This window comes from Xylophilus sp. GOD-11R (assembly GCF_033546935.1).
Classification (GTDB): Bacteria; Pseudomonadota; Gammaproteobacteria; order Burkholderiales; family Burkholderiaceae_C; genus Xylophilus.
Map to the genome: position 1 here is coordinate 65849 of NZ_CP137854.1, position 25099 is coordinate 90947.

Below are 25099 nucleotides of genomic sequence, written 5' to 3' on the forward strand. Positions count from 1 at the left end.
GCGGTCGGGGCGTCGTCGGGTCGTCGGGGCTGGCTCAAGGTAGGCGCCGCGGGTGTGCGGGAAGTAACCGGCCATGATAGCCGGCAGCGCCGCTGGGGCTGCTAGCCCGGAGATGGCGTGTTGGCCACGACGCGGTTGCGACCGGCCCGCTTGGCCTCGTACAGGCTCTCGTCCGCGCGCGCCATCAGCGTGGGCAGGTTGCGGCAGGTCGGATAGAAGGAAACCCCGGCGCTGAAGCTGGCCGAGAACCGGCTGTCGCGCGTGCCGTGCACCATGCGGGCGAAGCTCTCGCGCAGCTCGTCGACCAGGGCCACCGCCTCGGTGGGCGAGCAGTCGAACAGCAGCAGCGCGAACTCTTCGCCGCCATAGCGGCCCACCACGTCGGTGCCGCGCAGCCGCTGCCGCAGATGGCGCGACAGCGACATGATCACCTGGTCGCCCATGCCGTGGCCGTAGGTGTCGTTGATGCGCTTGAAGTGGTCGATGTCGAGTAGCGCGTAGGCCATGGGCACGGCCAGGCGTGCGGCCTGTTGCAGGTATTGTTGCAGCAGCGCCTTGGTCTTGCCGTGGTTGTACAGCCCGGTCATGCTGTCTTCTTCCATCAGCCGGCGCAGTCCGCGGTAGCGCTTGGCCTTCTGGGTGACGACGTTGTAGAGCAGGTCGGTGGCCACCGGCTTGAGCAGCAGGTCGTCGGCGCCCAGGCGCATTGCCTCGTTCTGCGCCTTGGGGTCGGTCTCGCCGGTCAGGAAGACGATGGGGATCGACTCGAAGGCCTTGTGCTGGCGAATGATCTGCGCCACCTCCAGGCCGGTGCAGCCCTGCATGTGGATGTCGAGCAACAGCACGTCGGGCGCGAAGAACTGCAGCACCTCCAGCACCTTGTGCGGCTGGCTCAGGATGCCGAGCTGGATATCGGCGAAGGGCGACATCGCCCGCCGGATGCCGGCCAGCACGGTGCGCGAGTCGTCGAGGATCAGCACCCGGAACGGCGGCTCGGCCAGGGGAAACGCCAGCGGGTCGATCACTGGCAGCAGCGACTCGACGGTGAGCGGCGCCACGAAGAAGAAGCTCGCCCCGCGGCGCAGGGCCTGCAGCCGCAGCGCGTAGTCGCTCTGCGCGGCCACCGCGCACCAGGCGATGCCGCGTCGGCCGAGCTCGGCGACCATGGCCTCGACCATCGCGCCGAAGCCCGGTTCCACATCGACCAGTACGGCGGCGGCGGCGCCGTCGGTGGCGGCGGCCAGGGCCGACAGCGCGTCGGCGTGGCGCTCCAGGCGCAGGCCGTGCTGCTCCAGGTGGGGCGCCATGTCGGGCGCGAGTTCGGTGTCGGCGCTGTAGAGCACCACCAGCGGCGGCTCGCCCACCTGGCGCGCGCCGGGCTGCCGGGGCGACACCGCGAGTTCCTGCAGCGGATGCTCGAGCGCGGCCTCGATGGCCGGCAGCAATGTCTCAATGGCGGCGAGGTCGGCCGGGCCGGGCTTGGTCATGGTTTCGAGGCGGGTCAGCAGCGGCGCCACGGCGATGGCGGTGCTGGTGAGGCCTTGCTCGGCGGCTACGGCGATGAGCTGGTCGCAGCTCATCATGAGGCTGGCCCACCGGCTGGCGTCATCGGGTTGGACGCGCAGGTCGGACCAGGCTTGAGCCAGGTCGGTCCAGATCACCTCGATGTCGGAGGACATGGCATGCATTTCGAAAATTACAGCACGCCGACACCGCTTTTGAAAGGCGCCGGGCCGGATTTGCGGCGCCGTCTTACGCACCATGGGCGAGCCGGCGGGCGATGGCGGACAATCCGCTTTTGCGCGCCCCGCCGCGCCTCCATCGCGATTGTTCCCGTGTCCGCCGATTCCACCCACGACCCGCTGGCCGCCGCCAGCCCCGCCCGCAGCATGACGCCGACCGAGCGCCGCGCGAGCTTCTCGCTCGCCTCGATCTTCGGCCTGCGCCTGCTCGGCCTGTTCCTGGTCCTGCCGGTGTTCGCGCTGGAAGCCCGGCGTTATCCCGGCGGCGACGACCCGGCGCTGGTCGGGCTGGCGATGGGCGTCTACGGTCTCACGCAGGCGCTGCTGCAGATCCCGTTCGGCATCGCCTCGGACCGCTTCGGCCGCAAGCGCGTCATCGTCATCGGGCTGCTCGTGTTCGCGGCCGGCAGCTTCATCGCGGCTTCGGCCGACAGCCTGGCCGGGCTGCTGATCGGCCGGGCGCTGCAGGGCGCGGGTGCGGTGTCGGCGGCGGTCACCGCGCTGCTGGCCGACCTCACCCGCGACTCGGTGCGCACCAAGGCGATGGCACTGGTCGGCGGCAGCATCGGGCTCATGTTCGCGCTGGCGCTGGTGGCGGCGCCGGCGTTGTCGGCGCATATCGGACTGGCGGGGTTGTTCGCGCTGACCGGCTTGCTGGCCCTGATCGGCGTGGCTGCCACGCGGTGGTGGGTGCCGGCCGAACCGCGCCACGCGCCAGGTGCGGCGCGCGGCCGATGGTCGGACTTGTGGCGTGAGCCCGATCTGCTGCGGCTGAACTTCGGCGTGTTCGCGCTGCATTCGGTGCAGCTGGCGATGTGGGTGGCGGTGCCGGCCTTGCTGGTGCAGGCCGGCCTCCCCAAGGAGCGCCACTGGTGGGTCTACCTGCCGGCGGTCGTTGCGTCTTTCGTGGTGATGGGGGCGGTGCTGTTTCCGATGGAGCGTGCCGGCCATCTGCGCGCGGCGCTGCGCGGCGCGGTGGGGCTGATCGCGCTGACGCAGGCCGGCCTGCTGGCGCTCGCGCTGTCCGGCGCGCAGGCGGCGGCCTGGGGCGTGGCGCCGCTGGCGGCATTGCTGCTGGTGTTCTTTTGCGGCTTCAACGCGCTGGAGGCGAGCCAGCCCAGCCTGGTGTCGCGGCTGGCGCCCGCGTCGCTGCGCGGCTCGGCACTAGGGGTCTACAACACGCTGCAGTCGCTCGGGTTGTTCGCTGGCGGGGCGCTGGGCGGGCTGGCGGTCAAGGCGTTGGGCTCGACCGGGCTGTTTGCGATCACGCTGCTGCTGTCGCTCGCCTGGTTGGCGGTGTCGTGGGGCGTGAAGCCGCCGCCGCCGGGCGGTCGGCCCCACTAGCGCGTCCGCACGCCAACTGTGCCCCCGGTGAGGTTGGTGGGCGCGCAAGCGCCGGTTATCCGCCTCTTTTTCGGGCACTCCCGTCGTGGACCCTGCGGTGCAATCGGAAGATGTGCAGCGGGCGCAGTCCCGCGCCAATTTCCATTCGACTCCGGAGCCCATCGTATGACGTCCCTGACGGCAGCCGTCCAAGAAACCCTCGCACCCCGCGCTACCCGGCCCGTGGACGGCGCGCTCGCGGCGCAGGATGAACACCAGTCACTGCGCCAGGCCGACCGGGTGATGCTTTTCGCCATCGGCGTGAGCCTGATGGGGGCGCTGGTGCTGGCCATGCGCCATCCGGCCATGGGGACGGCCGTGGGACTGGCGGCGCTGTTGTCGGCGATGGCCGGTGCGGCCTACCTCCTCTTCGGTGGCACGCTGGCGTCGCGCCTGACCATCGCCCTGGTTCAGGTGGCGCTGGTGGCCTTGCACATCCAGTTGGCTTACGGCGCGATCGAGCTGCATTTCGGCGTCTTCGTGACGCTGGCCCTGCTGATGGTCTACCGCGATTGGCGCGTCGTCGTTTTTGCGGCGGCGCTCTTCGCCTTGCATCACGCGTTGTTCGACCGGCTGCAGGCGGCCGGCTACGGGTTCTACTGCACCACCCAGGCCGATTTCGATCGGGTGCTGCTGCATGCGGTCTATGTGGTGGTGCAGACGGGTATCGAGGTGGTGCTGGTTCGGCGAATGCAGCGCATGGTGCGCGCCGGGCAGGAGCTGACCCGGCTGGTCAGCGCGATCAACTCCCCGGCGGGCATCGATCTGCAGATCGACACGATTGCGGTCCACATGCCCAAGCCGCGGGCGCTCGCGCAGACGGTGGGCCGCATCCGCCATGCGGTCGAGGAAGTGCGCCAGGTGGCCGGCGACATGGAGCACACCGCGACCAGCGTGGCCGACGGCGGCGAACGCCTGCGCCAGCGCACCGCCCGCGTTACCGAAAGCCTGGAGGAAACGGCCGCCAGCCTGGAAGAAATCGCCTCCACATCCCGCCTGTCTCGCGAAGCGGCGCACTCGGCCAATGCGGTCGCCGCGCAAGCCACCGACGAGGCCCGGCGCGGCGGTGCGGTCATGCAGCAGATGGTGAGCACCATGCAGGTCATCAGCGAAGGGTCGGCCCGCATTGGCGACATCGTCGGCATGATCGACAGCATCGCTTTCCAGACCAACATACTGGCCTTGAACGCCGCGGTGGAAGCGGCCCGTGCCGGTGAACAGGGGCGGGGTTTCGCGGTGGTGGCCGGCGAGGTGCGCAGCCTTTCGCAGCGCAGCGCGCAGGCCGCCCGTGAAATCAAGGCGCTGATCGAGGCCTCTACCACGCAGGTCCGCAGCGGCGCGCAGCTGGTGGCCGGCGTGGGTGACGCCATGGGGCGCATCGTGGCTTCGGTGGAGCAGGTGGCTTCGCTGATGGAGCAGGTCGACACCGCCACCTCCGAGCAGCAGCGCGGCATCGAGCATGTCAATGAATCGGTGGCGCAGATCGAGGCGATGACGCAGGAGACCGCCCACCTCGCGCACGCCTCGGCCGACGCGTCGCAGGAGATGCGCGACGAGATCGACCGGCTGGCGCGTGCCATGGCCGCGTTCGTACGGTAGCGCTCGTCGCTCGCGCCCGGTCGGCAAAGCCCGCCGCCGGCAAAGGCTGGCGGCCGGCCAGGATAATCGCGGCCCTATGGGTGCAAAACGGGTCATCGTGGGGCTGAGCGGCGGGGTCGATTCCGCGGTTACCGCCCATCTTCTCCAGCAGCAGGGCCACGAGGTGGTCGGCATCTTCATGAAGAACTGGGAGGACGACGACGACAGCGAATACTGCTCGTCGAACGTCGACTTCGTGGATGCCGCCGCGGTGGCCGACGTGCTCGGCATCGAGATCGAGCATGTGAACTTCGCGGCCGAATACAAGGACCGCGTCTTCGCCGAATTCCTGCGTGAATACCAGGCCGGCCGCACGCCCAACCCGGACGTGCTGTGCAACGCCGAGATCAAGTTCAAGGCCTTCCTCGACCACGCCATGCGCCTGGGCGCCGAGAAAATCGCCACCGGCCACTATGCCCGGGTGCGCGAGCGCGACGGTCGCTTCGAATTGCTCAAGGGGCTCGACCCGGCCAAGGACCAGAGCTATTTCCTGCACCGGCTCAGCCAGGCGCAACTGGCGCGCACGCTGTTTCCGGTGGGCGAGTTGCGCAAGACCGAGGTGCGGCGCATCGCCGAGGAGATCGGCCTGCCCAACGCGAAGAAGAAGGACTCGACGGGCATCTGCTTCATCGGCGAGCGGCCGTTTCGAGAGTTTCTCAACCGCTACATATCGCATGCGCCCGGCCCCATCGAGGACGACCGGGGGCGCAATCTCGGCCGCCACCAGGGCCTGTCGTTCTACACGCTCGGACAGCGCCAGGGGCTGGGCATCGGCGGCGTGAAGGAAAAAGGCGCGCAGCGCGGCCAGGGCGAGCACGAACCCTGGTTCGTGGCCCGCAAGGAGCTCGACCGCAACCTGCTGCGCGTGGTGCAGGGCCATGACCATCCGTGGCTGCTTTCGAGCCACCTGGAGGCTGCCGACACCAGCTGGACGGCCGGCGCCCCGCCCGCACCCGGCCGCTATGCGGCCAAGACCCGATACCGCCAGGCCGACACCGCCTGTGTGCTCGCCGCCGACGGGGCCGGAGGCTTCGCCCTGGATTTCGACGAGCCGCAATGGGCGGTGACGCCGGGCCAGTCGGCGGTGCTCTACGACGGCGACGTTTGCCTGGGTGGCGGGGTGATCGGCGCGTTCGCCTGAAGCCGGGTCTTGGGAAGGCGGTAAAGCGCTTCGCGAGGCAATCGTTTTTTTCGCCGCTGGCGCGTGACGCGCGCGAAGGAGTGCCGACGATCGCGGTTTTTTCGAGATCGTCATGGCATTTCCACCTTTTCGTTCGATCTCCAGGTCGGCCTCGCATGGCGGCCTGCCGCGTCGGCCGGCCGAACCCGGGCTCATCCGCTGCGCCTCCGAACCAGCGCTGTTTTCACCGGCGGAGTTCGTTTCGCCACCGTGGCCGCTGGCATGTAGGCTCGAGGCAGCGGATTTCGCATCCGGCACACCGGCGCAGACGGAGTTTTGCGTCGCGCCGGCCCTGGACCCGGAGCGCGCCAACCACCCGGCCTACGACGAGGCCGCCGATGCGCTCGACACTTGGCTGCGACGCTGGTTCCAGCAGCCTCATCGGCGTGCGGCGACCCCTGAGCTGGCCATGCAACGGCACCTGTGCATGCTCCATATCCTGCGACCGCCGATGGCCGGTTACCTGGGCAGATCCCTCCACATGGCGGAGGCCTGGACCATCCGCGAGGTGTTTGGCTGCGGGCCGGACATCCTCAAGGTGTTGATCCGCCGGCTGGCCCGGCATAGCGGCCAGAACGCCGGGCTCGGCGCGCGAAGTGTCCCGGATCAGGCCGGTCTGGCGCTGGCCGCGCGAGACTTCTGGGCCTATGTGCGGGAATGCGTGGAGCGACTGGATGACTTCCGTGACGAAGCGGGCCGGGACCGGTCCGGTGTGACGGCCGAGGAGCGTGCGGCGATCGTTCGCTTGCATCGGGCGCAGCTGGTCGACCAGGCAGTCGCGCCGACGAAAACTCCGGTCGCCGACACGCGTGTTTCGACTTCCGTCCCCACACCGTCCACCGTTTCGCGGCCGCCGCCGCCGTTTTCCTCTTCCTCGTCTTCTTCTTCGTCTTCTTCTTCTTCGGTCTATTTTCCCGCGAGGTCGTCCCTGGATTAGGCCGCGGCCTTGGCCCGCCAGGCCAGCAGCCAATCTTCGAGCTTGGCGGCCGGCAGCGGGCGCGACAGCAGGTAGCCCTGGGCCATGTCACAGCCGCATTCGCGCAGCCGGCTGAGAATGGCGTCGTTTTCCACGCCTTCGGCCACCACTTTCAAGCCCATGTTGTGGCCCAGGTCGATGGTCGATCGCACGATGACTTCGTCGTCGCGCTCCTGGGTCATGCCCATCACGAAGGAGCGGTCGATCTTGATCTCGTCGACCGGCATGCGCTTGAGGTAGGCCAGCGACGAATAGCCGGTGCCGAAGTCGTCGATGGACAGGCGCAGACCCATGCCGTGCAGCCGCTCCAGGGTGCTGAGCGCATGGGCCGGGTCTTCCATGACCGCGCTTTCGGTGATCTCGATCCAGATCCGCGACGGGTCGACCCGGAACTCCTGGAGCGCGGCTTCGAAGAACTCGGGCAGTTCGGTGCCGAGCAGGTCGCGCGCCGAGACGTTGATGGACGCCTGCAGATCGATGCCCCGCTCGCGCCATTCGGCCGACTGCGCGATCACCCTGCGCGCCACCCAGCGGGTGATGGCCTTGATGTAGCCGGTCTGTTCGGCGAAAGGGATGAAGCGGTCGGGCGAGACGAAGCCGCGGGTGGCGTGGTCCCAGCGCACCAGGGCCTCGACGTGGTGAACCTCGCCGGTGGCCAGGTCCATCTTGGGTTGGTAGTAGACGGTGAGGTCGTCGTGCTCGACCGCATGGCGCAGCTCGCCCATGAGCGACAGGCGCTCCGGCGTCTGGGTGTCGTGCCGGGTGTCGTAGAGCAGGCAGCCGACGCCGGAGCGCTTGGCCGCGTACATGGCGATGTCGGCGCGCCGCATCAGGGTGTCGGCGTCGTCGCCGTGCATCGGGCAGCAGACGATGCCGATGCTCGCGCCGATGTCGACCACCTGGCCTTCGAGCAGCATCGGCCGCTCCAGCAGCAGCAGCAGGTTGCGGGCGCAGTGGAGCGCTTCTTCCTCGCTGCCGTCGATCAGCAGCACCGCGAACTCGTCGCCACCCAGGCGCGCGACCGTGGCCGACTGCTGGCCGAGCGCGGCGTGCAGGCGCTGGCCGACCTCCACCAGCAGCTGATCGCCGATGGTGTGACCCAGGGTGTCGTTGACGTACTTGAAGCGGTCCAGGTCCATCACCATCACCGCCAGCACGGCGCCGGTGCGCACGGTCTCGGCGATCGCCTGGTCGAGCCGGTCGCGGAACAGCGCTCGGTTGGGCAGGCCGGTCAGGCCGTCCTGGTAGGCCAAGCCGCTGATGCGGCGTTCGCGCTCGTCGAGCGCTTCGCGCATGTCGTTGAAGGTGTGGGCGAGCGCGCCGATCTCGTCTTCGCGCGCCAACGCCAGCGGCGGCGGATTGCTGCCTTCACCGATGCTGCGCGCGAAGCCGGTGAGCATGGCCACGGGGCGGGTCACGCCGCGCGCGATCAGCAGGCTGACCACGATGGAGACCAGCAGGCCGATCAAAGAGAGCACCAGCAGCGCCGACTGGATGCGCAGGAAGGGCGCCGCGGCTTCGGCGATGGAGCGCTGCAGCACCGCCTGCACGGCGTTCTCGCCAGTGTGCAGCATCACCGCACGGGCGCCGTACTCCTCTTGCGCAATGCTCAGTCGGATCGCCTGGCCATAAACCAGGTGGCCCTGCATCGCCGGGGTGATCAGCGAGGCGGCCTCGCCGGACGGCAGCGAGGTGGCCAGCACCGCCCAGCCGCCGCCGACCGCCTGGCCGAGGAAGGACACGTCGAGCGCCATCGTGGAGGTGAGCAGGCCGATGAAACGCGAGTCGATCTCGAAGCCCATCGCCACCCAGCCGATGGTGACCGGCGCCTTCACCGGCACCACCACCAGCTCGTACAGGCGGCCGTCGAGCTGGATGATGTTGGAGGCGCTGCCGTTGCGGCGCGCCTGCGAGATCATGTCCGGATAGGGGAACAGCTCGCCGTTGTCCTCGCTGATGCGGGTGTCGGCCACGGTGCGCGAATCGAGGTCGAGCAGCATCACCAGGTCGGCCTTGATGCGGTCGCCGCTGTTGCGCAGCGCCGAGACGATGGTGCCCTGGTTGCGCGTGGCGACCGCCTCGCGGAAGCCGAAGTCGGCCGCCACGACCGCCGCGGCCTGTGAGAGCTGGTCGCGGTGCGACTGCACGATCTGGTTGAACACCTTCTCCGCCTGCTGGAGTTCGGTGTCGGTGTTCAGCCGGGCCGCGTGCGTGATGGTTTCGCGCGCGGCGAAATAGCCCAGCAACTGGACCACCAGCAATAGTGCGGTGAAGGTCAGCGCAATGCGGGTGCGCAGGCTCCGGATGCGCAGGGTGGGCAAGAGGGCCTCAGTTCGTTTCCGCTGCCAGCGTGAACTTGAGTGGCGGCGCGGTGGCGGCGCCGGCGGGCACGTCGGCATTTTGCGTTGCCGTCGCGTTGGGGTCGCGCTGCTGCGGATGCCAGGCCACCACGCGGTAGGCGCCGGCGGGCAGGTTGTCGATGGTGGCGCGGCCGCTCTTGTCGGTCTTGGCGAAGTAGGGCGTGTCGACGATGAGCACGTAGGCCACCATCGAGTCGTGGATGTTGCAGCCCAGGGTCACCATGCCCGGCTTGTCGAACACCACCGGCCGCGCCGGCGTGCCCGAGTAGAGCTTGATTTCAAAGCGCTTGGGCGGCGAGAAGGAGTAGACCGCGTGCTCGACGTCGTCCTTGTTGGGAAACACGACGGCGGTGCCGGTCTGGATCACCGAGACCATCGGCACGAACTCGCGGTCGATCTGGTCGATGATCGCCTTCTTGCCAGGCTCGAGCGCCGGCGCCTTGCCGTTGACCGGAACGGCGTAGACCACCGCGTTGGCCAGCGCCGCGCCGCGTGCGTTGACGGCTTGCACCGCGATGCCGGCCGCCTGGCTGGCTCCGGCGAAGAGGAGCCCGGTCGCGAGCGCGGCGGTCCAGCGGACGCCCGCTCGTGCGGAGACTGATGTGTTCATGGGGAGACGGCGGAAGGGGCGGCGGAGGGGGCGGCGGGCGGAGCAGGCGCGGCGTCTGCCGGATCGTCCGGGGAGGGAAGGGCTTCGCGCAGCGGCACGACCGACGGCGCATCGCGCGGGTTCTCGATGTCGCGGTGCATGGGCGCGAGCTTGGCCAGCAGCTGGTTCTGCGCGCGGAACGGCACGTTGTTCTTGTCCATCGCGAACTGCAGATTCTCGACCAACGCGTTGAAGGCCGCGCGGTCGATGTGCAGCGGCGCATGCACGTTCTTCATCGAGCTGCCGGTGTACTTGCAGGGGCCGCCGACCTGTTCGCAGAAATGCGAGGCGAGCTGCACCCGCAGCCGCTTGACCGACGCCTTGGCGAAATACGGCGCGGTCTTGGGGTTGGCGAAGGACGCGGTGATCATGTCGTCGGCAATGCGTTGCATGCCTTCCTCGCCGCCGAACTGCTGGTAGAGGGCCTCGTCGGCGAGGGCCGGTTGCGCGATGGCGAGGCAGGCCGCGGCGATGCCGGCGGCGGCGATACGGATGAACGATGTTTTCATGGCAGGGCTTCGCGGTGGTCAGAAGCCGGCCTGGCCGGACAGGTACCAGCCCTGCTGGTTGCGGAAGGTGGCGATGTCGCCGAGGTCGACGTAGGCGGCGGTCAGCGAGAAATTCTTGTTGGGCGCCCAGGCGATGAACACGTCCTTGGCGCTCTGCTCGCGGGCGAAGGCCAGGTTGTTCGGCTTGGTGCGGAATTCCGCGCCGGCGGCGAGATCCTTCCGGAACAGGTACGCGGCCGAAATCTCGGCCTGCGGTTTGTAGGAGTCGCTGTTGGGTCCGCCGAAGCCGAGCAGGCCGAACTGGTTGGCCTTGGTCATGCGCACGGTGCCGTTGACCAGGATGCTCTGCGCCAGGAACAGTTTGGTGGCCGAGATGTAGAAGTCGGTGCCGGTCGAGTGGGCCGCGCCGACGGCACGCACGATGGTGCCCTGCTCGTTCATCTTGTGCTGGAAGCCGACGGCGACCTGCGGCATCCAGGTGTCGGAGTCGAGCACCGCGTCACCGAGGATGCGCACCTTGGCGCCGACGATGTTCTGCTTGAACTTGAAGTCCTCGCCCAGGCCGAGCGTGGCGCCGGCAGCGCGGGTGTCGAAGATCTGGCGCGACAGGGTCAGTTCGAGCCGGTCGCTTACGCCGACGGCCACGCCGTAGGTGTCGAGGCCGAACTTCTGGGTGCGCACGCGGGTGGCGTGGACGTTGCCGCCCCACTGCCCGCCGGTGTCGTAGCCACTGATGACGGCCCAGGGCACCAGGCCACCGCCGGCCGCGCCTTCCACCTGCGAGACACCGCCGGTGAGCAGCAGCTTGCCGCTGCCGGTGCGATCCGGCTCTGGTGGTACGAATTGCGCGTGGGCAGCATGCGCCACCAGGGCCGCGGCCAGTGCCGCCGAGCGACGGCCGACGCGGCCGCGATGACGTGTGTGTGACATGTCGGTTTTCAACCTGAGACTCCACCGGGATCCGAAAAATGCCAAAACCGCCGCAAATCAGGCGCCTTGCCGCCCCGTGCAAGGCACCCACGGGCGAGTCGCTCGACTCACGTTAATGGCAAAAGATACCGCAAGCAAGGTCTTTCTAACGCTTGAAAAGACACTTGCGTTCCGGGCTTTTCCGGATTAAGTCACAAGTAGTAACGCGGATGAACGCGTGACCAAGTGATTGAAAGGGTTATGTCTACCTTTTTTGTAAACAATTCACTGCGTGAGTGAGCGCGGTTGCTGGAGCACGCAGGATTTTGGGTTGCCCACAAGTTGGCCTCTTGGGAAGCAGGGCAGGTTCGGGTCGTAGAAATAGACGCAGCGCGTGCGCTGCAGCAGGCGCCCGCGGTGGTCGCACGGTTTCGCAGTCGACCGGAAGCGCCAGCCAGGATCGCCCGGGACAGCACGGCGTAGTCCTGGCGGATCTTGGGATGGGCTGCAAGCTCGGTGTTGCGAACCAGCGCGCCGAGGCGAAGTCCGCCCGCCTCGCTCGGCGTGACCGTGTCAAGTGCGAGCGCGTTCACGTCTATGAGGTGATCGGGAGCTTCGATCTGCAGCTTCAGGTTTGGGCGCGAGATGGACGTCTGGGAGGGCCTGTCGCGCTCTGGCCGTTCACGGTAGAGAAGGCCGCAACGCGCCCCATGCGGACGCTGGGCGTTGGCCGGCGCAGTCATTCAGGGAGTGCCCCCGCCCATGGTGGTCAGATCGCCTCGAAAAGCACCGCTTGGGCACCTTCCCAGAGAATTTTTCGACCGAGGCCGGCGAGTTGCTCTCTGCCCTCCACGATGGTCAAAAAATGATTCCCGGCGAGCTGCCCCATCTTGCTGGAAAAACTGCAGGACCCATAGGCCAGGATGATTTCTGTCTCGCTGTAGCCGCCGGGATAGAACAGGATGTCACCCACTGACGGATGACTGGTGTGGTTCTCGAAACTCACGCCCAGTTCGAAATCTCCCATCGGTACCCAAACGCCTTCGCCACTCCACTTCACGTGGATGAGTTGCTGGCGGTAAGGGAGCAGTTTCAGGAATGCTGCCACCGTGTCAGGTGCATGGGGGTGCGCTTCGGCGACGAACATCAGGTCGCCGACGGTCATGCGGATACGTGCCATTTCAGTTTTCTTTCGTCGGTGTTTGCGCAAAGGATGGGGCGATCCACTTGTCCACTGTTGGCGCCTGCCAGACGGCCAATGCCTCCAGAAGGGACGCGGGATCGGAGTCGATGACCACCATGTCTCGGTGCTCGGCCTTCATGAAGCCTTCCTGCACCGCGTGGCCGAGCATTGCCCGCATCGGTTCGTAGAAGCCACGAACGTTCAGCGCGCCACAGGCTTTCTTGTGGTCTCCGAGTTGAGTCAGCGTGGCGGCTTCGAAAAGCTCCTCCAGCGTGCCCAGCCCACCGGGGAGCGCCATAAAGGCATCCGATAGTTCGGCCATGCGCGCCTTGCGCTCGCGCATGTCGCCGACGATCTCATGACGGCTGAGCCCAGGATGCAGATGGCCGCGGGCATGCAGACGCTCAGTGATGATGCCGACCACCATTCCGCCGGCTCCCAGGGCGGCATCGGCCAGCACTCCCATCAGGCCCATATGGGTGCCGCCATAGACCAGGGTAATACCGCGCCGGGCGATTTCCGAGCCAAGCGTTGCGGCAGCCTCGCGGTAAACCGGCGAGTGGCCAACGTTGGAGCCGGAGAAAACGGCAATGCTCTTCATGGGCCTGCTCATGGGTTCAGGCCATCGCCATGTCGTTCTTGCGCAGCGTCCAGCCGGTCATGCGCGATTCGAAGTACGAAGACACCGAGTACAGCGCCACACCCAGCACCGCCAGGATGAACAGGCCGGCGAACACCATGGGCACGTCGAAATTGCCGCTGGCGATCATCATCACGTTGCCGATGCCCTTGTTGGCGGCCACCGTCTCCGACAGCACGGTGCCGACGAAGGACAGGGTGATGGCGATCTTCAGCGAGGCGAACAGGTAGGGCAGCGCGCGCGGCAGGCCGACGTCCATCAGGATGTCGCGCTTGCTGGCGCCCAGCACCTTGAGCACATCTTCCAGTTCGGGCTCGGTGGTGGCCAGGCCGGTAGCCACGTTCACCACGACGGGGAAGACGCAAATGACCGCCGAGGTCAGGATGGCCGGCACCGTGCCCGCGCCAAACCACACCACGAAGATCGGCACGACCGCTACCTTCGGGATGCTGCTGAACCCGACCAGCAGCGGATAGGCGACGTCGTACGCCGTTTTCGACGAGCCGATGACCATGCCGACCAGCACACCGGCCACCACCCCGATCACGAAGCCGGCGAAGGTGGTGTAGAGCGTTTGGACCGTGTGCGGCCACAGCAGCGGCATCTTCTGCCAAAGCACCACCGCGATTTGGCTGGGGCGCGGCAGGATCAGGTCCGACACACCGAAGGCCAGGCAGCCGATCTCCCAAAGCAGGAAGAAACCAATGAGGGCGCTGGCCGACAGTAGCCGCTGGCGGACGCGTGGGGAGAGCGATTTCATGCTGCGGCCTTTTCTTTGACAGGGGTGGGGAGCCGCACAACGGTGGTGTCGGCTCCGGTGCGGGCTTCGGCGATGCGCATGCGAAGCTGTTGCACCAGGGTGGCGAACTCGGGGGCGTAGCTCATCTCCAGCGTGCGGGGCCGGGCAAAGTTCACCTGGCGGTCTTCCAGGATGCGACCCGGGCGCGAGGTCATCACGCAGATGCGGGTGGCCAGGTAGGCAGATTCGCGCAGGTCGTGGGTGACCAGCAGCACGGTGGGCCGCTTCTCCATCCACAGCTCCTGCATGACGTCCCACAGCTCTTCGCGGGTGAACTGGTCGAGAGCACCGAAGGGCTCGTCGAGCAGCAGCAACTGGGGTTCGTGAATGAGGGCGCGGCACAGCGAGGCGCGCTGCAGCATGCCGCCGGACAGTTGCCAGGGCCGCTTGTTGCCAAAGCCCTTCAGTCCGACCTTTTCCAGCAGGGCGTCCGCGCGTTCGGCGTACTCGCCCTTCTTTTTGCGCGCAAAGTCCTGCCGGAAGGGCTGGACGATCTTCAGCGGAATCATCACGTTCTCGCGGATCGTCAGCCAGGGAAGCATGGTCGGGTTCTGGAAGGCCAGGCCGATGCGCAGCGCCGGCGCGATGCCGTGGTCCTTGCCGATGACCCCCATCTCCTTGCCGCCGACCACCACGCCGCCGGAGCTGGGCTCCAGCAGGCCCGCGACCAGTTTCAGGATGGTCGATTTGCCGCAGCCGCTGGGGCCGACGAGCGCGACGAAGTCACCCTGTTCAATCTGCAGGTCGGTGTGGTCGAGTGCGACGGTGCCGGCGCCGTAGCGCAGGGTGACGTCCGAAAGCTGTATCGCGGGCTGGCCCATTCAAGCCTCCACGGTCTGGCTGGCCGCAGGCAGGGAGAAGCCTTCGGGCAGTGCGTCCAGCGCGGCACCGGCGGGTGTCTTCAGGATGGCGCTGCTGTAGAGATGGGTGTTCTGCGGCTTGGGCGTGGGCATCTTCTGGATGCCCTTGACCGACTTGCCCCAGCCCACCGCATCCGTCACCAGCTTTCCGTTGCGCATCACGAAGCGGCCGCGCAGGATGGTGTGCAGCGGGTAGCCCTGCACCGCCCTGCCGTTCCAGGGATTCATCTTGCTGATGCTCTGGAGCTTGCCCTGGGCCAGCACACCCTTGCGCTCCATGTCGACGATGGCGATGTCGGCGTGGGCACCGGGTGCGATCACGCCCTTGGTGCCATAGATGCCCCAGGCTTTGGCCGGTGCCACCGAGCTCCACTTGACGTAGTCCATCAGGCTGGCGCGACCGCGGTTCACCTCGGTCAGCATCAGCGGCATCTGGGTCTCGACGCCGGGAAATCCGCAGTCGCATTTGAAGATGTCGGCGCGGGTCTGCTCCTCGTCCATGTGCGGCGCATGGTCGGTGGCGATCATGTCGATGGTGCCGTCCATCAGGGCGTCCCACAGCGGCTGGTTGTGGCGCTTTTCTCGGATGGGCGGGTTCACCCGCATGATGCCGCCGAAGCGGGTGAAGTCGTCGGTGCTCAGCAGCATGTACTGCGGGCAGGTTTCCACCGTCACGTCCACGCCGCGCAGCTTGGCCGCGCGGATCACGAACAGCGAATCGGCCGCGCTGTGGTGCGCGATGTGCACCCGTGCGCCGGCCCATTCGGCCAGGGTCAGCACCCGGCCGATGGCCTCGATTTCGCAAACCGAGGGACGGGCCGCCAGGTGGGCATGCGCGTCCATGCGGCCGGCTTCCACCATGTGCTTCTGGCGGCGCGCCATGATGGAAGAGTTTTCGGCGTGCACTACGGTGCGGATGCCCAGCGGTGCCAGCTTTTCGAAGCCTTCGAGCAATGCTCCGTCGGTAGGCGATGGCAGGTTGCCGAAAGTGTTGCCGACGAAGGCCTTGAAGCTGGTCACGCCGCCGTCCAGCAATTCTTCCAGGTGGTCGACGGTGTCGTCACCCAGCAGGCCGTGGATGCCGAAGTCGCAGTAGGACGATTCAGCCGCCTTCAGCTTCAGGTTCAGCGCCGCGATGGTGCTGGTTGGCGGGTTGGTGTTGGGCATCTCGAAGACGGTAGTCACGCCGCCGCAGGCCGCTGCCGCCGAGCCGGTGCGCCAGGTTTCCTTGCCCGGATAGCCCGGATCGCGGAAGTGCACATGGCTGTCGATGGCGCCGGGCAGCAGGTAGAGGCCGTCGGCGCGCATTTCCTCGCGGGCCGGCGGCATGGTGTCGTCATGCCCGACGGCGACGATGCGTTCGCCCGAAATCGCGACCGAGGCCTCGATGATCTGGTCGGGCGATACGACCTTGGCGCCGCGAATGACCAGGTCGACTTCTTTGTAGTGCGTGGACATGGTGATGTTCCTTGAAGATGTTTGGGTGGACGATCAGAGGGCGGCCCAGCCACCATCCACCGGCAGGTCCACGCCGGTCATCTGGCGGGACACGTCGCTGGCCATGAACAGACAGGCGTTGGCGATGTCTTCATCGGTGGAGACGCGCCGCAGCGCGTAGTCCTGCGCGTGTTTGGTCATCGCCTCGTCGAGGGTGATGCCGTGCTTCTCGACCAGGTTGGCGCAGACTTTCTCCCGGAAACGCGGGCCGTCGACCATGCCCGGCGCCACGTTGTTCACATTGATGTTGTGCGGTCCGGCTTCCAGCGCGAAGCTCTTGGTGATGCCACGCAGGCCCCATTTCGAGGCCGAGTAGGCGAGGCGGCCGGCGCGGCCCTTGAGGCCAAAGGTGCCGCCCACGTTCACTACCTTGCCGTAGCGCTGGCCGATCATGGTGGGCATCACGGCGCGCACGGTGTTGAAGCAGCCGGTCATGTTGAGCTGCACGATGTCGTTGAACTCGTCCGCCGTGGTCTCCCAGCCGGTCTTGCCGATGGGACCGGAGCCGCCGGCCACGTTCACCAGCACGTCGATGCGTCCGAAGGCCTCCACCGTTTCCTTTGCCAATGCGTCGGCCTGGACCGGATCGGTCATGTCACAGGCCACCACGAGGGCTTGCACGCCCAGGGCTCGGGCCTCGGCTGCCACCGGCTCGATGGCGGCGGTGTCGCGGCCAGCCAGCACCAAGGTGGCACCCTCGCGGGCGAAGGCCAGGCTCACCGCGCGGCCCATGCCCTTGGCGGGGCCGGTGATGACGGTGACTTTGTTCTTGAGGTTCAGGTCCATGTGATCTTCTTCGTTCGGGTATCGGGTGTCAGAGCTTGGAGAGGCGGTCGGCGCGGACCGGCAGGAAGCTGCGGTCGAAAACTTCGCCCACCGTGGGGGTGCGGGGCAGTTGATCGGACTCGACCACCAGTGCGATGGAGCGCTGCAGGCGGGCGTCGTCCACGTCGCCGAAGCCGATGCGGGCGACTTCCGGGTGGCTCATCTCGGCCTGCACGGTCGCCAGCAGGCGTTCTTTTTCGACGGCGCGGTTGAGCAGCGGCTCGCGCTTCATCACGTAGTCCATCGCGGCCTCGGGGTTGGCGATGACGTCGCCGACCGCGCGGTTCAGGGCTTTGAGGAAGCCCTTGACCGCCGCCGGGTTCTCCTTGATGAAGCTGCGCGAGAAGACGATGGCGTTGGAGTACAGGTCCAGTCCGTAATCGCCATAGTTGATGAAGCGCAGCTGCTTGTCCGGGTCGATGCCGGCCAGCTTGGCGCTGAAGCGGATGGTGTTGACGTAGCCGAACACCGCATCGACCTGGCCGCGCATCAGCATCTGCTCGCGCAGGTTGGGCGCCATATTGGTCAGGTTGACCTTGCTGGCATCCACCTTGGCGAGCTTGGCGAAGGCGGGAAATAACTTCAGTGCGCCGTCGTTGGCCGGGCCGCCGATGGTCTTGCCCTCCAGGTCCTTCGGCGTCTTGATGGGGCTGTCCTGCTTCACCACGATGGTGAAGGGCGGCGTGTTGTAGAGCATGTCCACGGCCACCGGCGCATCGCCGGGGCGCTTGGCAACCAGTCCGATCAGTGCGTTGATGTCGCCGAAGCCGGCGGTGTAGGCGCCCGAGGCCACCTTGGCGATGGGCGCTGCGGAGCCTTCACCCTGGTCAAATTCGACGTCCAGGCCCTCGGTCTTGAAGTAGCCCTTGTCCTGAGCCAGGAAGAACCAGGCCTGCGGACCCTGGTATTTCCAATTCAGGACGAACTTGATTTTGGTCTGCGCCATCGCGGTGACGGGCACGGTGCCCAGCAGGCCGGCGACGATCAGGGCGCCAGCTGCGAGCCAGCGGCGGGATGAGTTGCTCATGTCGATTTCCTCAGGAAGCTTGGGAAGCCTTGGCGGCTTTCGCAGGGGAAGAGCGCTTCGGCCGGGGGGCCTCGGCAAGTGATGTCAACAGCGCCTCGACCGTGGCCACAAAACCGTGGAGCTGCTGAACGATGAAATGGATGGCGCGCGAGACATAGGCTGGCGAGCCGGTGCTGCAGGCGTCCGACAGCAGCACGCAGTCGTAGCCCAGGAAGCCGGCGTCCTGAAGCGTCGAGAAAACGCAGCGGTCGGTGTTGACGCCGGTGAACAGCAGGGTGGTGATGCCTTGCTGCCGCAGCACGGTGTCGAGCTCGTTGTCCCAGAAGCCCGAGAGCCGGTGCTTCAGCACGGTGATGTCCGAAGGGGACACCGGCAACTCTTCGACGACCTGGGCGCCCCAGCTGTCGCGCACCAGCGAGGGGCCACGGTCCAGTGGCGAGCTCTCGGCATAACCCACGCCGTCCGCCGAGCGCTTGCCCTTGAACTGGATGGTGGGGCTGAGATTGAGCCGGTCTGCGCGGATGCCCCAGTTGAGCCAAACCACGACGCCACCGGCGGCGCGCCAGGTGGGCAGGAAGCGCTGCAGCACAGGTATCGGCTTGCGAGTGGCTTTCACGCCAAGTCCCTTCTGCGCGAACCAGCCTTCCGGGTGACAGAAGTCGTTTTGCATGTCGATGACGATCACCGCGCTGCGGGCGATGTCGATTTCGATGGGCTGAGGCTGCGCACCGAATCGCACGACCTTCGGGGCCAAGGGCTTTCGCACCAGGCTGACGCCTTGCCCGTCCAGTGCCCAGGCGTTGTGTACTGCCGGGCCGAAGCTGCTGCTTCTCGGTGCGCCGGTGTCGATCGACGCACCGGCATCTGCCATGCGCGCACCGGTTTGCTGCAGCACGGCTTTGACAGGAGTGTTTTTGCGCTTCATAGCCTGTATGTATGCAGGCGGCGTGCCGAAAAGGCATGCCAAAGCGTGCTGAATTACGGGTGTTGCAGTGCCGTATTGGCATTGCAAAATGATCGTGAACAGCAGCGGTGGCGGACAGAATCGGTGCCATGTCCGCATTGCCCTATTCCCTCGCCCGCCGCCTGCTTTTCAGGCTCGACCCGGAAACCGCCCACGACCTGACGCTTGACTGGCTCACGCGTGGCCAGAACACGCCGCTGCAATACTTGTGGCAGCAGGCATTCGTTGACGACCCGGTGACCGTGGCCGGTCTGCAATTTCCAAATCGCATCGGCCTCGCAGCAGGACTGGACAAGAACGCCCGCTGCATCGACGCCCTGGGTGCCATCGGCTTCGGCTTCGTCGAGGTCGGCACCGTCACCCCGCAGCCGCAGTCCGGCTCGCAGAAACCGCGCATGTTTCGCCTGCCCGAGGCCGAGGCCATCATCAACCGGCTGGGCTTCAACAATCGGGGACTGGATGCCTTTGTACGCAATGTCGAGCAGTCCAGGCTGCGGCGGCGCAAGGCGCCTATGGTGCTCGGCCTCAACATCGGCAAGAACGCGACCACCCCCATCGAGCGTGCAAGCGATGACTACATTGCCGCGTTGGAGGGTGTCTATCCCCATGCCGACTACATCGTGGTCAACGTGAGTTCACCGAACACGAAAAACCTCCGAACACTGCAGACCGACGAGGCGCTCGACGCGCTGCTGGGTATTCTGGCTGCACGGCGTGAAGTGCTCTGCGACCTGCACGGTCGACGCAAGCCGCTGTTCGTGAAGATCGCACCGGACCTCGACGATGAGCAGGTCGCCGTGGTGGCCGACGTCATGCATCGCCATGGCATGGATGGCGTGATCGCTAGCAACACCACCCTCTCGCGATCTGCCGTGCAGGGACTTCCCCACGGCGAGGAAGGCGGCGGGCTTTCCGGCACGCCGGTCCGTTCGGCCAGCAACCGGGTGATCGCCGCTTTCCGCGCACGCTTGGGCAAGGGCTTTCCCATCATCGGCGTCGGCGGCGTGATGTGCGGGGCCGATGCCGTGACCAAGCTGGAGGCGGGTGCCGACCTGGTGCAGGTCTACACCGGCCTCGTCTACCGCGGTCCTACCCTGGTGCCGGAGGCCGCGAAAGCCATGCGCGACGCTCGCCGATGACGGTCCGCAGCGGTACCGGCACGGAAATAATGGTGGGTATGAATCACCTGCGTTTTCTGAGGTACGTCGACGAAATTGCGCGCTGCGGCTCCATCGCCAAGGCGGCAGAGCGGCTGCATGTGGCGGCCTCCGCGGTGAACCGGCGTCTGCAGGACATCGAGGAGGAGCTCGACACGCCGCTCTTCGAGCGCCTGCCGCGCGGCATGCGGCTGACGGCTGCCGGTGAGCTTTTTATCCGCTACGTCCGCTCGCGCAGCACCGAGCTCGACCAGGTGCTGTCCCAGATAGAGGAGTTGAAGGGTTTGCGCAGGGGCAAGGTGCGGCTGGTGGTCAGCCAGGCGGTGGTTTCCACGCTGCTGCCAGAGGCGGTGGCGAGCTTTCGTAAAACCCACCCGGAGGTGGCGTTCGACGTGCACGTCGGCGACCACGTGCACGCGCTGGCGACGCTTCGGGCCTACGAGTCAGACCTGGCACTGGTCTTTAACCTGGCGCCCGAGCCGGACGTGACTCGGCTTGCGGCGTCCGAGCAGAAGCTGCTGGCTCTGATGCACCGAACACACCCGCTGGCAACACGCGACGAAGGGCTGCGACTTCGGGACTGTGCCGACTATCCGGTCGCCCTTCCGGATGGGAACACCGCAGGCCGCCAGTTGCTGGAGCGTTTCATGGTGCGCAGTTCGGTCAAGCTCAAGCCGCTCATCGAAAGCAACAGCTTCGAGTTCTTGCGCAACTGCCTCCATCACGAGCAGGCCATTTCCTTCCAGGTGGCGGTCGGGGCCATCAGTGACCACGGCGAGCTGGTCGCCCGGGAAATTGAGGATCGTGGCTTTCCGAAGGGACAGTTGGTGTTGGCGAGCCTGGCGGGCCGCAACCTGCCTGTCATCGCGCATGCCTTTGCCGCCTACCTCGAAGCGGCGATGGCGCAGATGAGATACGAGCTCTGACGGCATTTTCAGCAAGCTAAAGGCAAGCATCCCAGCGTGCGCTCCTGGCCGATGTCAGTTGCGCCGGCGTTCACTCATGCGCCGCGTCAACGGACGCCCTCCGCATACTTCGCCAGGATTTGTTCTGAGTCTCGACCAGGTGGCAGGCCGAAAGCCCTGGCGTACTCCCGACTGAACTGTGTCGGACTTTCGTATCCGACCTCAAAGGCGGCCGACGTGACGCTTTTGCCGCCACCAACCAGTAGCGTCCGAGCCTTCAGCAGGCGAACCTGCTTCTGATACTGCAGAGGGCTCAGCGCCGTCACCGACTTGAAGTGCCGGTGAAAGGCCGAGACGCTCATGGCCGCCAGCTGCGCCAGTGCCTCGACCGTCAAGGGCTCCGCAAAGTCGCGACGGATGCGCTGAATCGCCAGGGTGATGCGCGCAATGGCACTGTCGGGTATGGCGATGTCTCGCAGCATCGAGCCCTGCGGCCCCTGAAGCACACGGTACAGAATCTCGCGCTCATAGACAGGCGCCAGCGCCGGGATGTCCGCGGGGCGCTCCATCAGCCGCAGCATCCTGACCCAGGCGTCCATGAGGTCGGCCGTCACGGACGCCACCGAGAAGCCCGCCTCGGTCTTGGTCCTGGTCTTGTCGGCGCATTCGGGCAAGTCGGCCATCAAGGCTGAGATCACGGCTGGCTGCAGCGTCAAGGCCACGGCCAAGTAAGGCTCGCCCGACGCCGAAGGCCTGACCGTGCCGATAGCCGGCAAGTCGACCGACATGACGAAATAGCTGGCCGGGTTGTAGTGGAGTGTCTGGTCGCCGACGGTCATCGTCTTGCTGCCCCGAAGAATCAGGTTGACCATGGGGTCGTACACCGCGTTGAGCTCGTGCTCGGGAATCTTGCCCTGCACCATCGCCACACGGGGAATGCCGGTTTCCGTCATCCGGTTGCGGGCGTGCGATGCCATCCTTCGAAGCTCATCTAGTGGTTCTTCCATCGACGGCATCAAATCGGAAAGTGGCGCGAGCCGCAAGCAGTGAAAGCAGGAATAGGCAGGCTTGAGGCAGAAACGGGCAGGTCCGGGACGTTCCTGGGACCTATCGTTCATGCACTACTTTTCTTCGGAGTGATCGCATGAACATCGCCCTCATCACCGGCGCCAGTCGAGGCATCGGAGCCAGCATCGCCGCCCACGCCGCCCAACGCGGCATGGGTGTCGTCGTCACCTACAACAGCCATCTAGCGGGCGCAGAGACCGTCGTTGCCGACATCCAGGCCAAAGGCGGCAAGGCAGTTGCTCTGGCACTGGATGTCGGTCAGGTCGCCTCCTTCGCCGGCTTCCGCGAGACCTTGACGAAGGTTCTGCAGACCACCTGGGGCCGGAGCAGCTTCGACGCCCTGGTCAATAACGCTGGCTATGGAACCTTCAACCCCATCGAGACGGTGACCGAAGCCGAATTCGACGGGTTGTTCAACGTGCACCTCAAGGGTCCGTTCTTCCTGACGCAGGCGCTGCTGCCCCTGCTCGCCGACGGCGGCCAGATCGTCAATATGACCAGTGCCACCACCCGCGTCGCAACGCCCGGTTGCGCGCCGTACGCGGCCTTCAAGGGCGGTCTGGAGGTGTTGACGCGCTACATGGCCAAGGAATTCGGCGCGCGCGGCATTCGGGCCAACTCGATTGCGCCGGGTGCCATCCGAACCGACATGACCAGTGGGGCTTTCGACCAGAGCCCGGAGTTCGAAACCCTGCTGGCCAGCCAGACGGCGCTCGGCCGCATCGGCGCGCCGGACGACGTCGGCCGGGTTATCGCCGATTTGCTCCTGGCTGGCAGCGGCTGGGTCAACGCCCAGAACATCGAAGTGGCCGGTGGCTACAGCATCTGAATCAGGAGGAATTGCATGCTCGACCATATCTTTTTGACCGTGAGCGACATGGCGCGGTCCACGGCCTTCTACGCGACGGCGCTGGCACCGCTCGGCATCAAGCACCAGCACGACTACGACGGCAGGGACGGCCCGCCGGGCCACCCTGACCTGAAAGGCTTCGGCGCCGACGGCCGGGTCTTCTTCTGGCTGCAGGAGGGCGTGGCCGCAGGACAGGCCGTGCATATCGGCTTCGTCGGGCAGAGCCGCTCGCAGGTCGATGCCGCCCATGCCGCTGCGATGGCTGCCGGCGCCACAGACAAGGGCGCTCCATCCGCGAGGCTTTACTACGATCCGCGCTACTACGCGGGCAACGTGCTGGACCCGGACGGCTATAGCCTGGAGTTCGTCTACAAGAGCTGGCAGCACGGGGCGAAGTCGTGAAGACATTGCTCATCTACGGCGCGACCGGCTACACCGGACGCATGGTGGCGCGGCAGGCCAAGGCGGCCGGGCTGGACTTCGTGATCGCCGGGCGGCATGCCGAGCGCCTGAGCCGCCTGGCTGCAGAGCTTGGTGTGCCGTACAGCGCCTTTGCGCTCGATGTGATTACCGCATTGCCCGCTGCGCTGAACGGCGTTGGCATCGTGCTGAACTGCGCCGGGCCCTTCGCGCATACCGCCGAACCCCTCATGCAGGCCTGCATCGCATCGGGCGCGCACTACCTGGACATCACCGCAGAAATCAATGTCTACCGCTTGGCGGAACGTCTCGGCGCCCTGGCCGCACAAGCCGGAGTGATGCTGATGCCAGGCGTGGGCTGGGATGTCGTGCCGACCGACTGCCTGGCGTTGCAGGTGTCACAGCGGGTCGGCAAGCCGGTCACCCTGCGGATTGCGCTGCAGGTCGCCGGGTCGATGTCGCGCGGCTCGGCAGTCAGTGCCGGCGAGATCGTCGGTGCGGGCATCCTGACACGCGTGAACGGTGTGTTGACGGCGTCGCCGGATGCGGGAGCCGAGACTTTCGACTTCGGCGACGGCCCTGTGGCTTGTGCGCCTCTGTCGTTCGGAGACCTGGTCACGGCCTGGCATTCGACCAGCATCCCGAACATCTCCATGTTCGTCAACGTGACCGGCGATGCGTTTCCAAGTGGCGACTTGTCGGCTTTACCGGAAGGGCCAACGGCCGAAGAGCGCGATGCCCAGCCGGCCCGGGCCGTGGTCGAAATCATCGATGAACAGGGCGACGTCACCGGCGCCGTCATCGAGACCGTCAACGGCTATTCCTATACACCACTGGCAGCCGTCGAGGCCGCCCGTCGGCTGCAGTTCGGCGACGTCCGGCCAGGCTTCGAAACACCGGCAAGGCTCTTCGGCCCCGGGTTTGCCGAGACGATTGCCGGCAGCCGCATCACCTTCTTTTCTTCCAACGCTTCACGGAACACACCATGAATTCCCAAACACGTACTTCCCCGTCTTCTCGTGCCGATGTTGCCGACAGGCTGGCGGTGGTCGACGCGCTCTACAGATTCGCCGCAGGTATCGACCAAAAAGATGCCGACCTGCTGAGATCGGCGTTTACCGACGATGCAGTGTCGGACATCCGGCCAGCGGCGGCCAAGGCCGGGTTTGAATATCCGGTGCTCGAAGGCCGGGAAACCATCGTCTCGGCCTTGTCCGGCTCTTTGGCCCCTATCGACACAACCCACTCGGTCAGCAACCCGAGGGTTCACCTGCAAGGCGACCAGGCGCACCTGGATGCTCTGGTGGAAGCGCAGCACGTGCCCGAACACGATCACGCACGTTACTACCTCATGAAAAACCGGTACTCGGTGGACCTTGTCAGGCATGGCGCCGTTTGGCTCATCCGGTGCATCGTTGTGGACAACGTCTGGCGGACGGGGGACCCATCAGTGCTGACAGGTATTTAGGTCGTCAACCAACACGCGTTAGACGAGCGGCTGGTATTGCCCGAGGACAGGAGCCTTTTGCGGCGGTGTCGCCACCGTTTTTGAAGTGCC

Annotated in this window: 24 protein-coding genes and 1 pseudogene; 10 read left to right on the forward strand and 15 right to left on the reverse strand. The window is 66.4% G+C overall.

The features are described from left to right. Positions 1-101 precede the first annotated feature (101 nt). Positions 102-1679 carry a GGDEF domain-containing protein gene (locus R9X41_RS00295; protein ID WP_318632921.1) on the reverse strand — a complete coding sequence of 526 codons (1578 nt, stop codon included), beginning with the start codon at positions 1677-1679 and terminating at the stop codon, positions 102-104. A 210-nt stretch (positions 1680-1889) separates the two neighbouring features. Here R9X41_RS00295 and R9X41_RS00300 point away from each other — a divergent pair, with 210 nt between their 5' ends. The 4 genes from R9X41_RS00300 to R9X41_RS00315 all read left to right on the forward strand — a co-directional run bounded on the left by R9X41_RS00300 (position 1890) and on the right by R9X41_RS00315 (position 6880). Next, a complete protein-coding gene (locus R9X41_RS00300) occupies positions 1890-3086 on the forward strand; it encodes an MFS transporter (RefSeq protein WP_318635113.1) in 1197 nt (398 codons plus the stop codon). Positions 3087-3251: 165 nt separating this feature from the next. Then, positions 3252-4724: a methyl-accepting chemotaxis protein gene (locus R9X41_RS00305; protein WP_318632922.1), complete on the forward strand. Its 1473-nt coding sequence runs from the start codon at positions 3252-3254 to the stop codon at positions 4722-4724. A 76-nt stretch (positions 4725-4800) separates the two neighbouring features. Beyond that, a complete protein-coding gene (gene mnmA / locus R9X41_RS00310) occupies positions 4801-5904 on the forward strand; it encodes a tRNA 2-thiouridine(34) synthase MnmA (RefSeq protein WP_318632923.1) in 1104 nt (367 codons plus the stop codon). Positions 5905-6016: 112 nt separating this feature from the next. Further along, a complete protein-coding gene (locus R9X41_RS00315; protein WP_318632924.1) occupies positions 6017-6880 on the forward strand; it encodes a hypothetical protein in 864 nt (287 codons plus the stop codon). Here the strand turns inward: R9X41_RS00315 and R9X41_RS00320 are convergent. The 13 genes and pseudogenes from R9X41_RS00320 to R9X41_RS00380 all read right to left on the reverse strand — a co-directional run bounded on the left by R9X41_RS00320 (position 6877) and on the right by R9X41_RS00380 (position 19240). Then, positions 6877-9240, reverse strand: coding sequence for a putative bifunctional diguanylate cyclase/phosphodiesterase (locus R9X41_RS00320; protein WP_318632925.1), 2364 nt, complete (start codon positions 9238-9240; stop codon positions 6877-6879). The two genes, R9X41_RS00315 and R9X41_RS00320, sit on opposite strands and share 4 nt — an antisense overlap. A 7-nt stretch (positions 9241-9247) precedes the next feature. Continuing rightward, on the reverse strand, positions 9248-9889 hold the full coding sequence (locus R9X41_RS00325; RefSeq protein WP_318632926.1) for a methylamine utilization protein: 642 nt from the start codon (positions 9887-9889) through the stop codon (positions 9248-9250). Beyond that, complete coding sequence (locus R9X41_RS00330) at positions 9886-10437, reverse strand: group I truncated hemoglobin (protein ID WP_318632927.1); 552 nt, start codon at positions 10435-10437, stop codon at positions 9886-9888. The genes R9X41_RS00325 and R9X41_RS00330 overlap by 4 nt, the downstream gene beginning before the upstream one ends. 18 nt (positions 10438-10455) lie before the next feature. Beyond that, on the reverse strand, positions 10456-11367 hold the full coding sequence (locus tag R9X41_RS00335; protein WP_318632928.1) for a DUF3034 family protein: 912 nt from the start codon (positions 11365-11367) through the stop codon (positions 10456-10458). Between the two features lie 327 nt (positions 11368-11694). Further along, a pseudogene (locus R9X41_RS00340) lies at positions 11695-11978 on the reverse strand (FAD binding domain-containing protein); the annotation flags it as partial. Between the two features lie 137 nt (positions 11979-12115). Beyond that, positions 12116-12526 carry a DUF3830 family protein gene (locus R9X41_RS00345; RefSeq protein ID WP_318632929.1) on the reverse strand — a complete coding sequence of 137 codons (411 nt, stop codon included), beginning with the start codon at positions 12524-12526 and terminating at the stop codon, positions 12116-12118. A gap of 1 nt (position 12527) precedes the next feature. Continuing rightward, positions 12528-13130: an LOG family protein gene (locus tag R9X41_RS00350; RefSeq protein WP_318632930.1), complete on the reverse strand. Its 603-nt coding sequence runs from the start codon at positions 13128-13130 to the stop codon at positions 12528-12530. Positions 13131-13146: 16 nt separating this feature from the next. Continuing rightward, a complete protein-coding gene (locus R9X41_RS00355) occupies positions 13147-13929 on the reverse strand; it encodes an ABC transporter permease (RefSeq protein ID WP_318632931.1) in 783 nt (260 codons plus the stop codon). Next, on the reverse strand, positions 13926-14789 hold the full coding sequence (locus R9X41_RS00360; protein WP_318632932.1) for an ABC transporter ATP-binding protein: 864 nt from the start codon (positions 14787-14789) through the stop codon (positions 13926-13928). Before R9X41_RS00360 ends, R9X41_RS00355 begins: the two co-directional genes overlap by 4 nt. Next, positions 14790-16286, reverse strand: coding sequence for a dihydroorotase (locus R9X41_RS00365; protein ID WP_318632933.1), 1497 nt, complete (start codon positions 16284-16286; stop codon positions 14790-14792). A gap of 33 nt (positions 16287-16319) precedes the next feature. Then, complete coding sequence (locus R9X41_RS00370; RefSeq protein ID WP_318632934.1) at positions 16320-17111, reverse strand: SDR family NAD(P)-dependent oxidoreductase; 792 nt, start codon at positions 17109-17111, stop codon at positions 16320-16322. A gap of 28 nt (positions 17112-17139) precedes the next feature. Beyond that, complete coding sequence (locus tag R9X41_RS00375; protein WP_318632935.1) at positions 17140-18177, reverse strand: ABC transporter substrate-binding protein; 1038 nt, start codon at positions 18175-18177, stop codon at positions 17140-17142. A 10-nt stretch (positions 18178-18187) separates the two neighbouring features. Continuing rightward, positions 18188-19240 (reverse strand): cysteine hydrolase family protein, encoded by a 1053-nt coding sequence (locus R9X41_RS00380; protein WP_318632936.1) that lies wholly within the window; start codon positions 19238-19240, stop codon positions 18188-18190. On the opposite strand from R9X41_RS00380, the gene R9X41_RS00385 reads away from it, so the two are divergent. Together R9X41_RS00385 and R9X41_RS00390 are read left to right on the forward strand one after the other, a co-directional pair. Beyond that, positions 19231-20280 carry a quinone-dependent dihydroorotate dehydrogenase gene (locus tag R9X41_RS00385; protein ID WP_318632937.1) on the forward strand — a complete coding sequence of 350 codons (1050 nt, stop codon included), beginning with the start codon at positions 19231-19233 and terminating at the stop codon, positions 20278-20280. The genes R9X41_RS00380 and R9X41_RS00385 overlap by 10 nt on opposite strands. After that, complete coding sequence (locus tag R9X41_RS00390) at positions 20277-21224, forward strand: LysR family transcriptional regulator (protein WP_318632938.1); 948 nt, start codon at positions 20277-20279, stop codon at positions 21222-21224. The genes R9X41_RS00385 and R9X41_RS00390 overlap by 4 nt, the downstream gene beginning before the upstream one ends. Before the next feature lie 86 nt (positions 21225-21310). Here the strand turns inward: R9X41_RS00390 and R9X41_RS00395 are convergent, their stop codons facing one another. Further along, positions 21311-22180, reverse strand: coding sequence for an AraC family transcriptional regulator (locus R9X41_RS00395; protein WP_318632939.1), 870 nt, complete (start codon positions 22178-22180; stop codon positions 21311-21313). Positions 22181-22347: 167 nt separating this feature from the next. On the opposite strand from R9X41_RS00395, the gene R9X41_RS00400 reads away from it, so the two are divergent. The 4 genes from R9X41_RS00400 to R9X41_RS00415 are packed head-to-tail and all read left to right on the forward strand — an operon-like array spanning position 22348 to position 25009. Beyond that, positions 22348-23100, forward strand: coding sequence for an SDR family NAD(P)-dependent oxidoreductase (locus R9X41_RS00400; protein WP_318632940.1), 753 nt, complete (start codon positions 22348-22350; stop codon positions 23098-23100). A 15-nt stretch (positions 23101-23115) separates the two neighbouring features. Further along, positions 23116-23523 carry a VOC family protein gene (locus tag R9X41_RS00405; protein ID WP_318632941.1) on the forward strand — a complete coding sequence of 136 codons (408 nt, stop codon included), beginning with the start codon at positions 23116-23118 and terminating at the stop codon, positions 23521-23523. Next, complete coding sequence (locus R9X41_RS00410) at positions 23520-24530, forward strand: saccharopine dehydrogenase family protein (RefSeq protein ID WP_318632942.1); 1011 nt, start codon at positions 23520-23522, stop codon at positions 24528-24530. Before R9X41_RS00405 ends, R9X41_RS00410 begins: the two co-directional genes overlap by 4 nt. Then, positions 24527-25009 (forward strand): nuclear transport factor 2 family protein, encoded by a 483-nt coding sequence (locus R9X41_RS00415; RefSeq protein WP_318632943.1) that lies wholly within the window; start codon positions 24527-24529, stop codon positions 25007-25009. Before R9X41_RS00410 ends, R9X41_RS00415 begins: the two co-directional genes overlap by 4 nt. The last annotated feature ends 90 nt before the right edge of the window (positions 25010-25099 follow it).

Coding starts and splice junctions, on each gene's coding strand:
- R9X41_RS00405 (WP_318632941.1), top strand. CDS start 23,116: ATGCTCGACCATATCTTTTTGACCGTGAGCGACATGGCGCGGTCCACG.
- R9X41_RS00305 (WP_318632922.1), top strand. CDS start 3,252: ATGACGTCCCTGACGGCAGCCGTCCAAGAAACCCTCGCACCCCGCGCT.
- R9X41_RS00325 (WP_318632926.1), bottom strand. CDS start 9,889: ATGAACACATCAGTCTCCGCACGAGCGGGCGTCCGCTGGACCGCCGCG.
- R9X41_RS00355 (WP_318632931.1), bottom strand. CDS start 13,929: ATGAAATCGCTCTCCCCACGCGTCCGCCAGCGGCTACTGTCGGCCAGC.
- R9X41_RS00315 (WP_318632924.1), top strand. CDS start 6,017: ATGGCATTTCCACCTTTTCGTTCGATCTCCAGGTCGGCCTCGCATGGC.
- R9X41_RS00335 (WP_318632928.1), bottom strand. CDS start 11,367: ATGTCACACACACGTCATCGCGGCCGCGTCGGCCGTCGCTCGGCGGCA.
- R9X41_RS00300 (WP_318635113.1), top strand. CDS start 1,890: ATGACGCCGACCGAGCGCCGCGCGAGCTTCTCGCTCGCCTCGATCTTC.
- R9X41_RS00380 (WP_318632936.1), bottom strand. CDS start 19,240: ATGCGGACATGGCACCGATTCTGTCCGCCACCGCTGCTGTTCACGATC.
- R9X41_RS00375 (WP_318632935.1), bottom strand. CDS start 18,177: ATGAGCAACTCATCCCGCCGCTGGCTCGCAGCTGGCGCCCTGATCGTC.
- R9X41_RS00365 (WP_318632933.1), bottom strand. CDS start 16,286: ATGTCCACGCACTACAAAGAAGTCGACCTGGTCATTCGCGGCGCCAAG.
- R9X41_RS00350 (WP_318632930.1), bottom strand. CDS start 13,130: ATGAAGAGCATTGCCGTTTTCTCCGGCTCCAACGTTGGCCACTCGCCG.
- R9X41_RS00370 (WP_318632934.1), bottom strand. CDS start 17,111: ATGGACCTGAACCTCAAGAACAAAGTCACCGTCATCACCGGCCCCGCC.
- R9X41_RS00385 (WP_318632937.1), top strand. CDS start 19,231: ATGTCCGCATTGCCCTATTCCCTCGCCCGCCGCCTGCTTTTCAGGCTC.
- R9X41_RS00395 (WP_318632939.1), bottom strand. CDS start 22,180: ATGGCATCGCACGCCCGCAACCGGATGACGGAAACCGGCATTCCCCGT.
- R9X41_RS00330 (WP_318632927.1), bottom strand. CDS start 10,437: ATGAAAACATCGTTCATCCGTATCGCCGCCGCCGGCATCGCCGCGGCC.
- R9X41_RS00415 (WP_318632943.1), top strand. CDS start 24,527: ATGAATTCCCAAACACGTACTTCCCCGTCTTCTCGTGCCGATGTTGCC.
- R9X41_RS00360 (WP_318632932.1), bottom strand. CDS start 14,789: ATGGGCCAGCCCGCGATACAGCTTTCGGACGTCACCCTGCGCTACGGC.
- R9X41_RS00345 (WP_318632929.1), bottom strand. CDS start 12,526: ATGGCACGTATCCGCATGACCGTCGGCGACCTGATGTTCGTCGCCGAA.
- mnmA (WP_318632923.1), top strand. CDS start 4,801: ATGGGTGCAAAACGGGTCATCGTGGGGCTGAGCGGCGGGGTCGATTCC.
- R9X41_RS00390 (WP_318632938.1), top strand. CDS start 20,277: ATGACGGTCCGCAGCGGTACCGGCACGGAAATAATGGTGGGTATGAAT.
- R9X41_RS00400 (WP_318632940.1), top strand. CDS start 22,348: ATGAACATCGCCCTCATCACCGGCGCCAGTCGAGGCATCGGAGCCAGC.
- R9X41_RS00295 (WP_318632921.1), bottom strand. CDS start 1,679: ATGTCCTCCGACATCGAGGTGATCTGGACCGACCTGGCTCAAGCCTGG.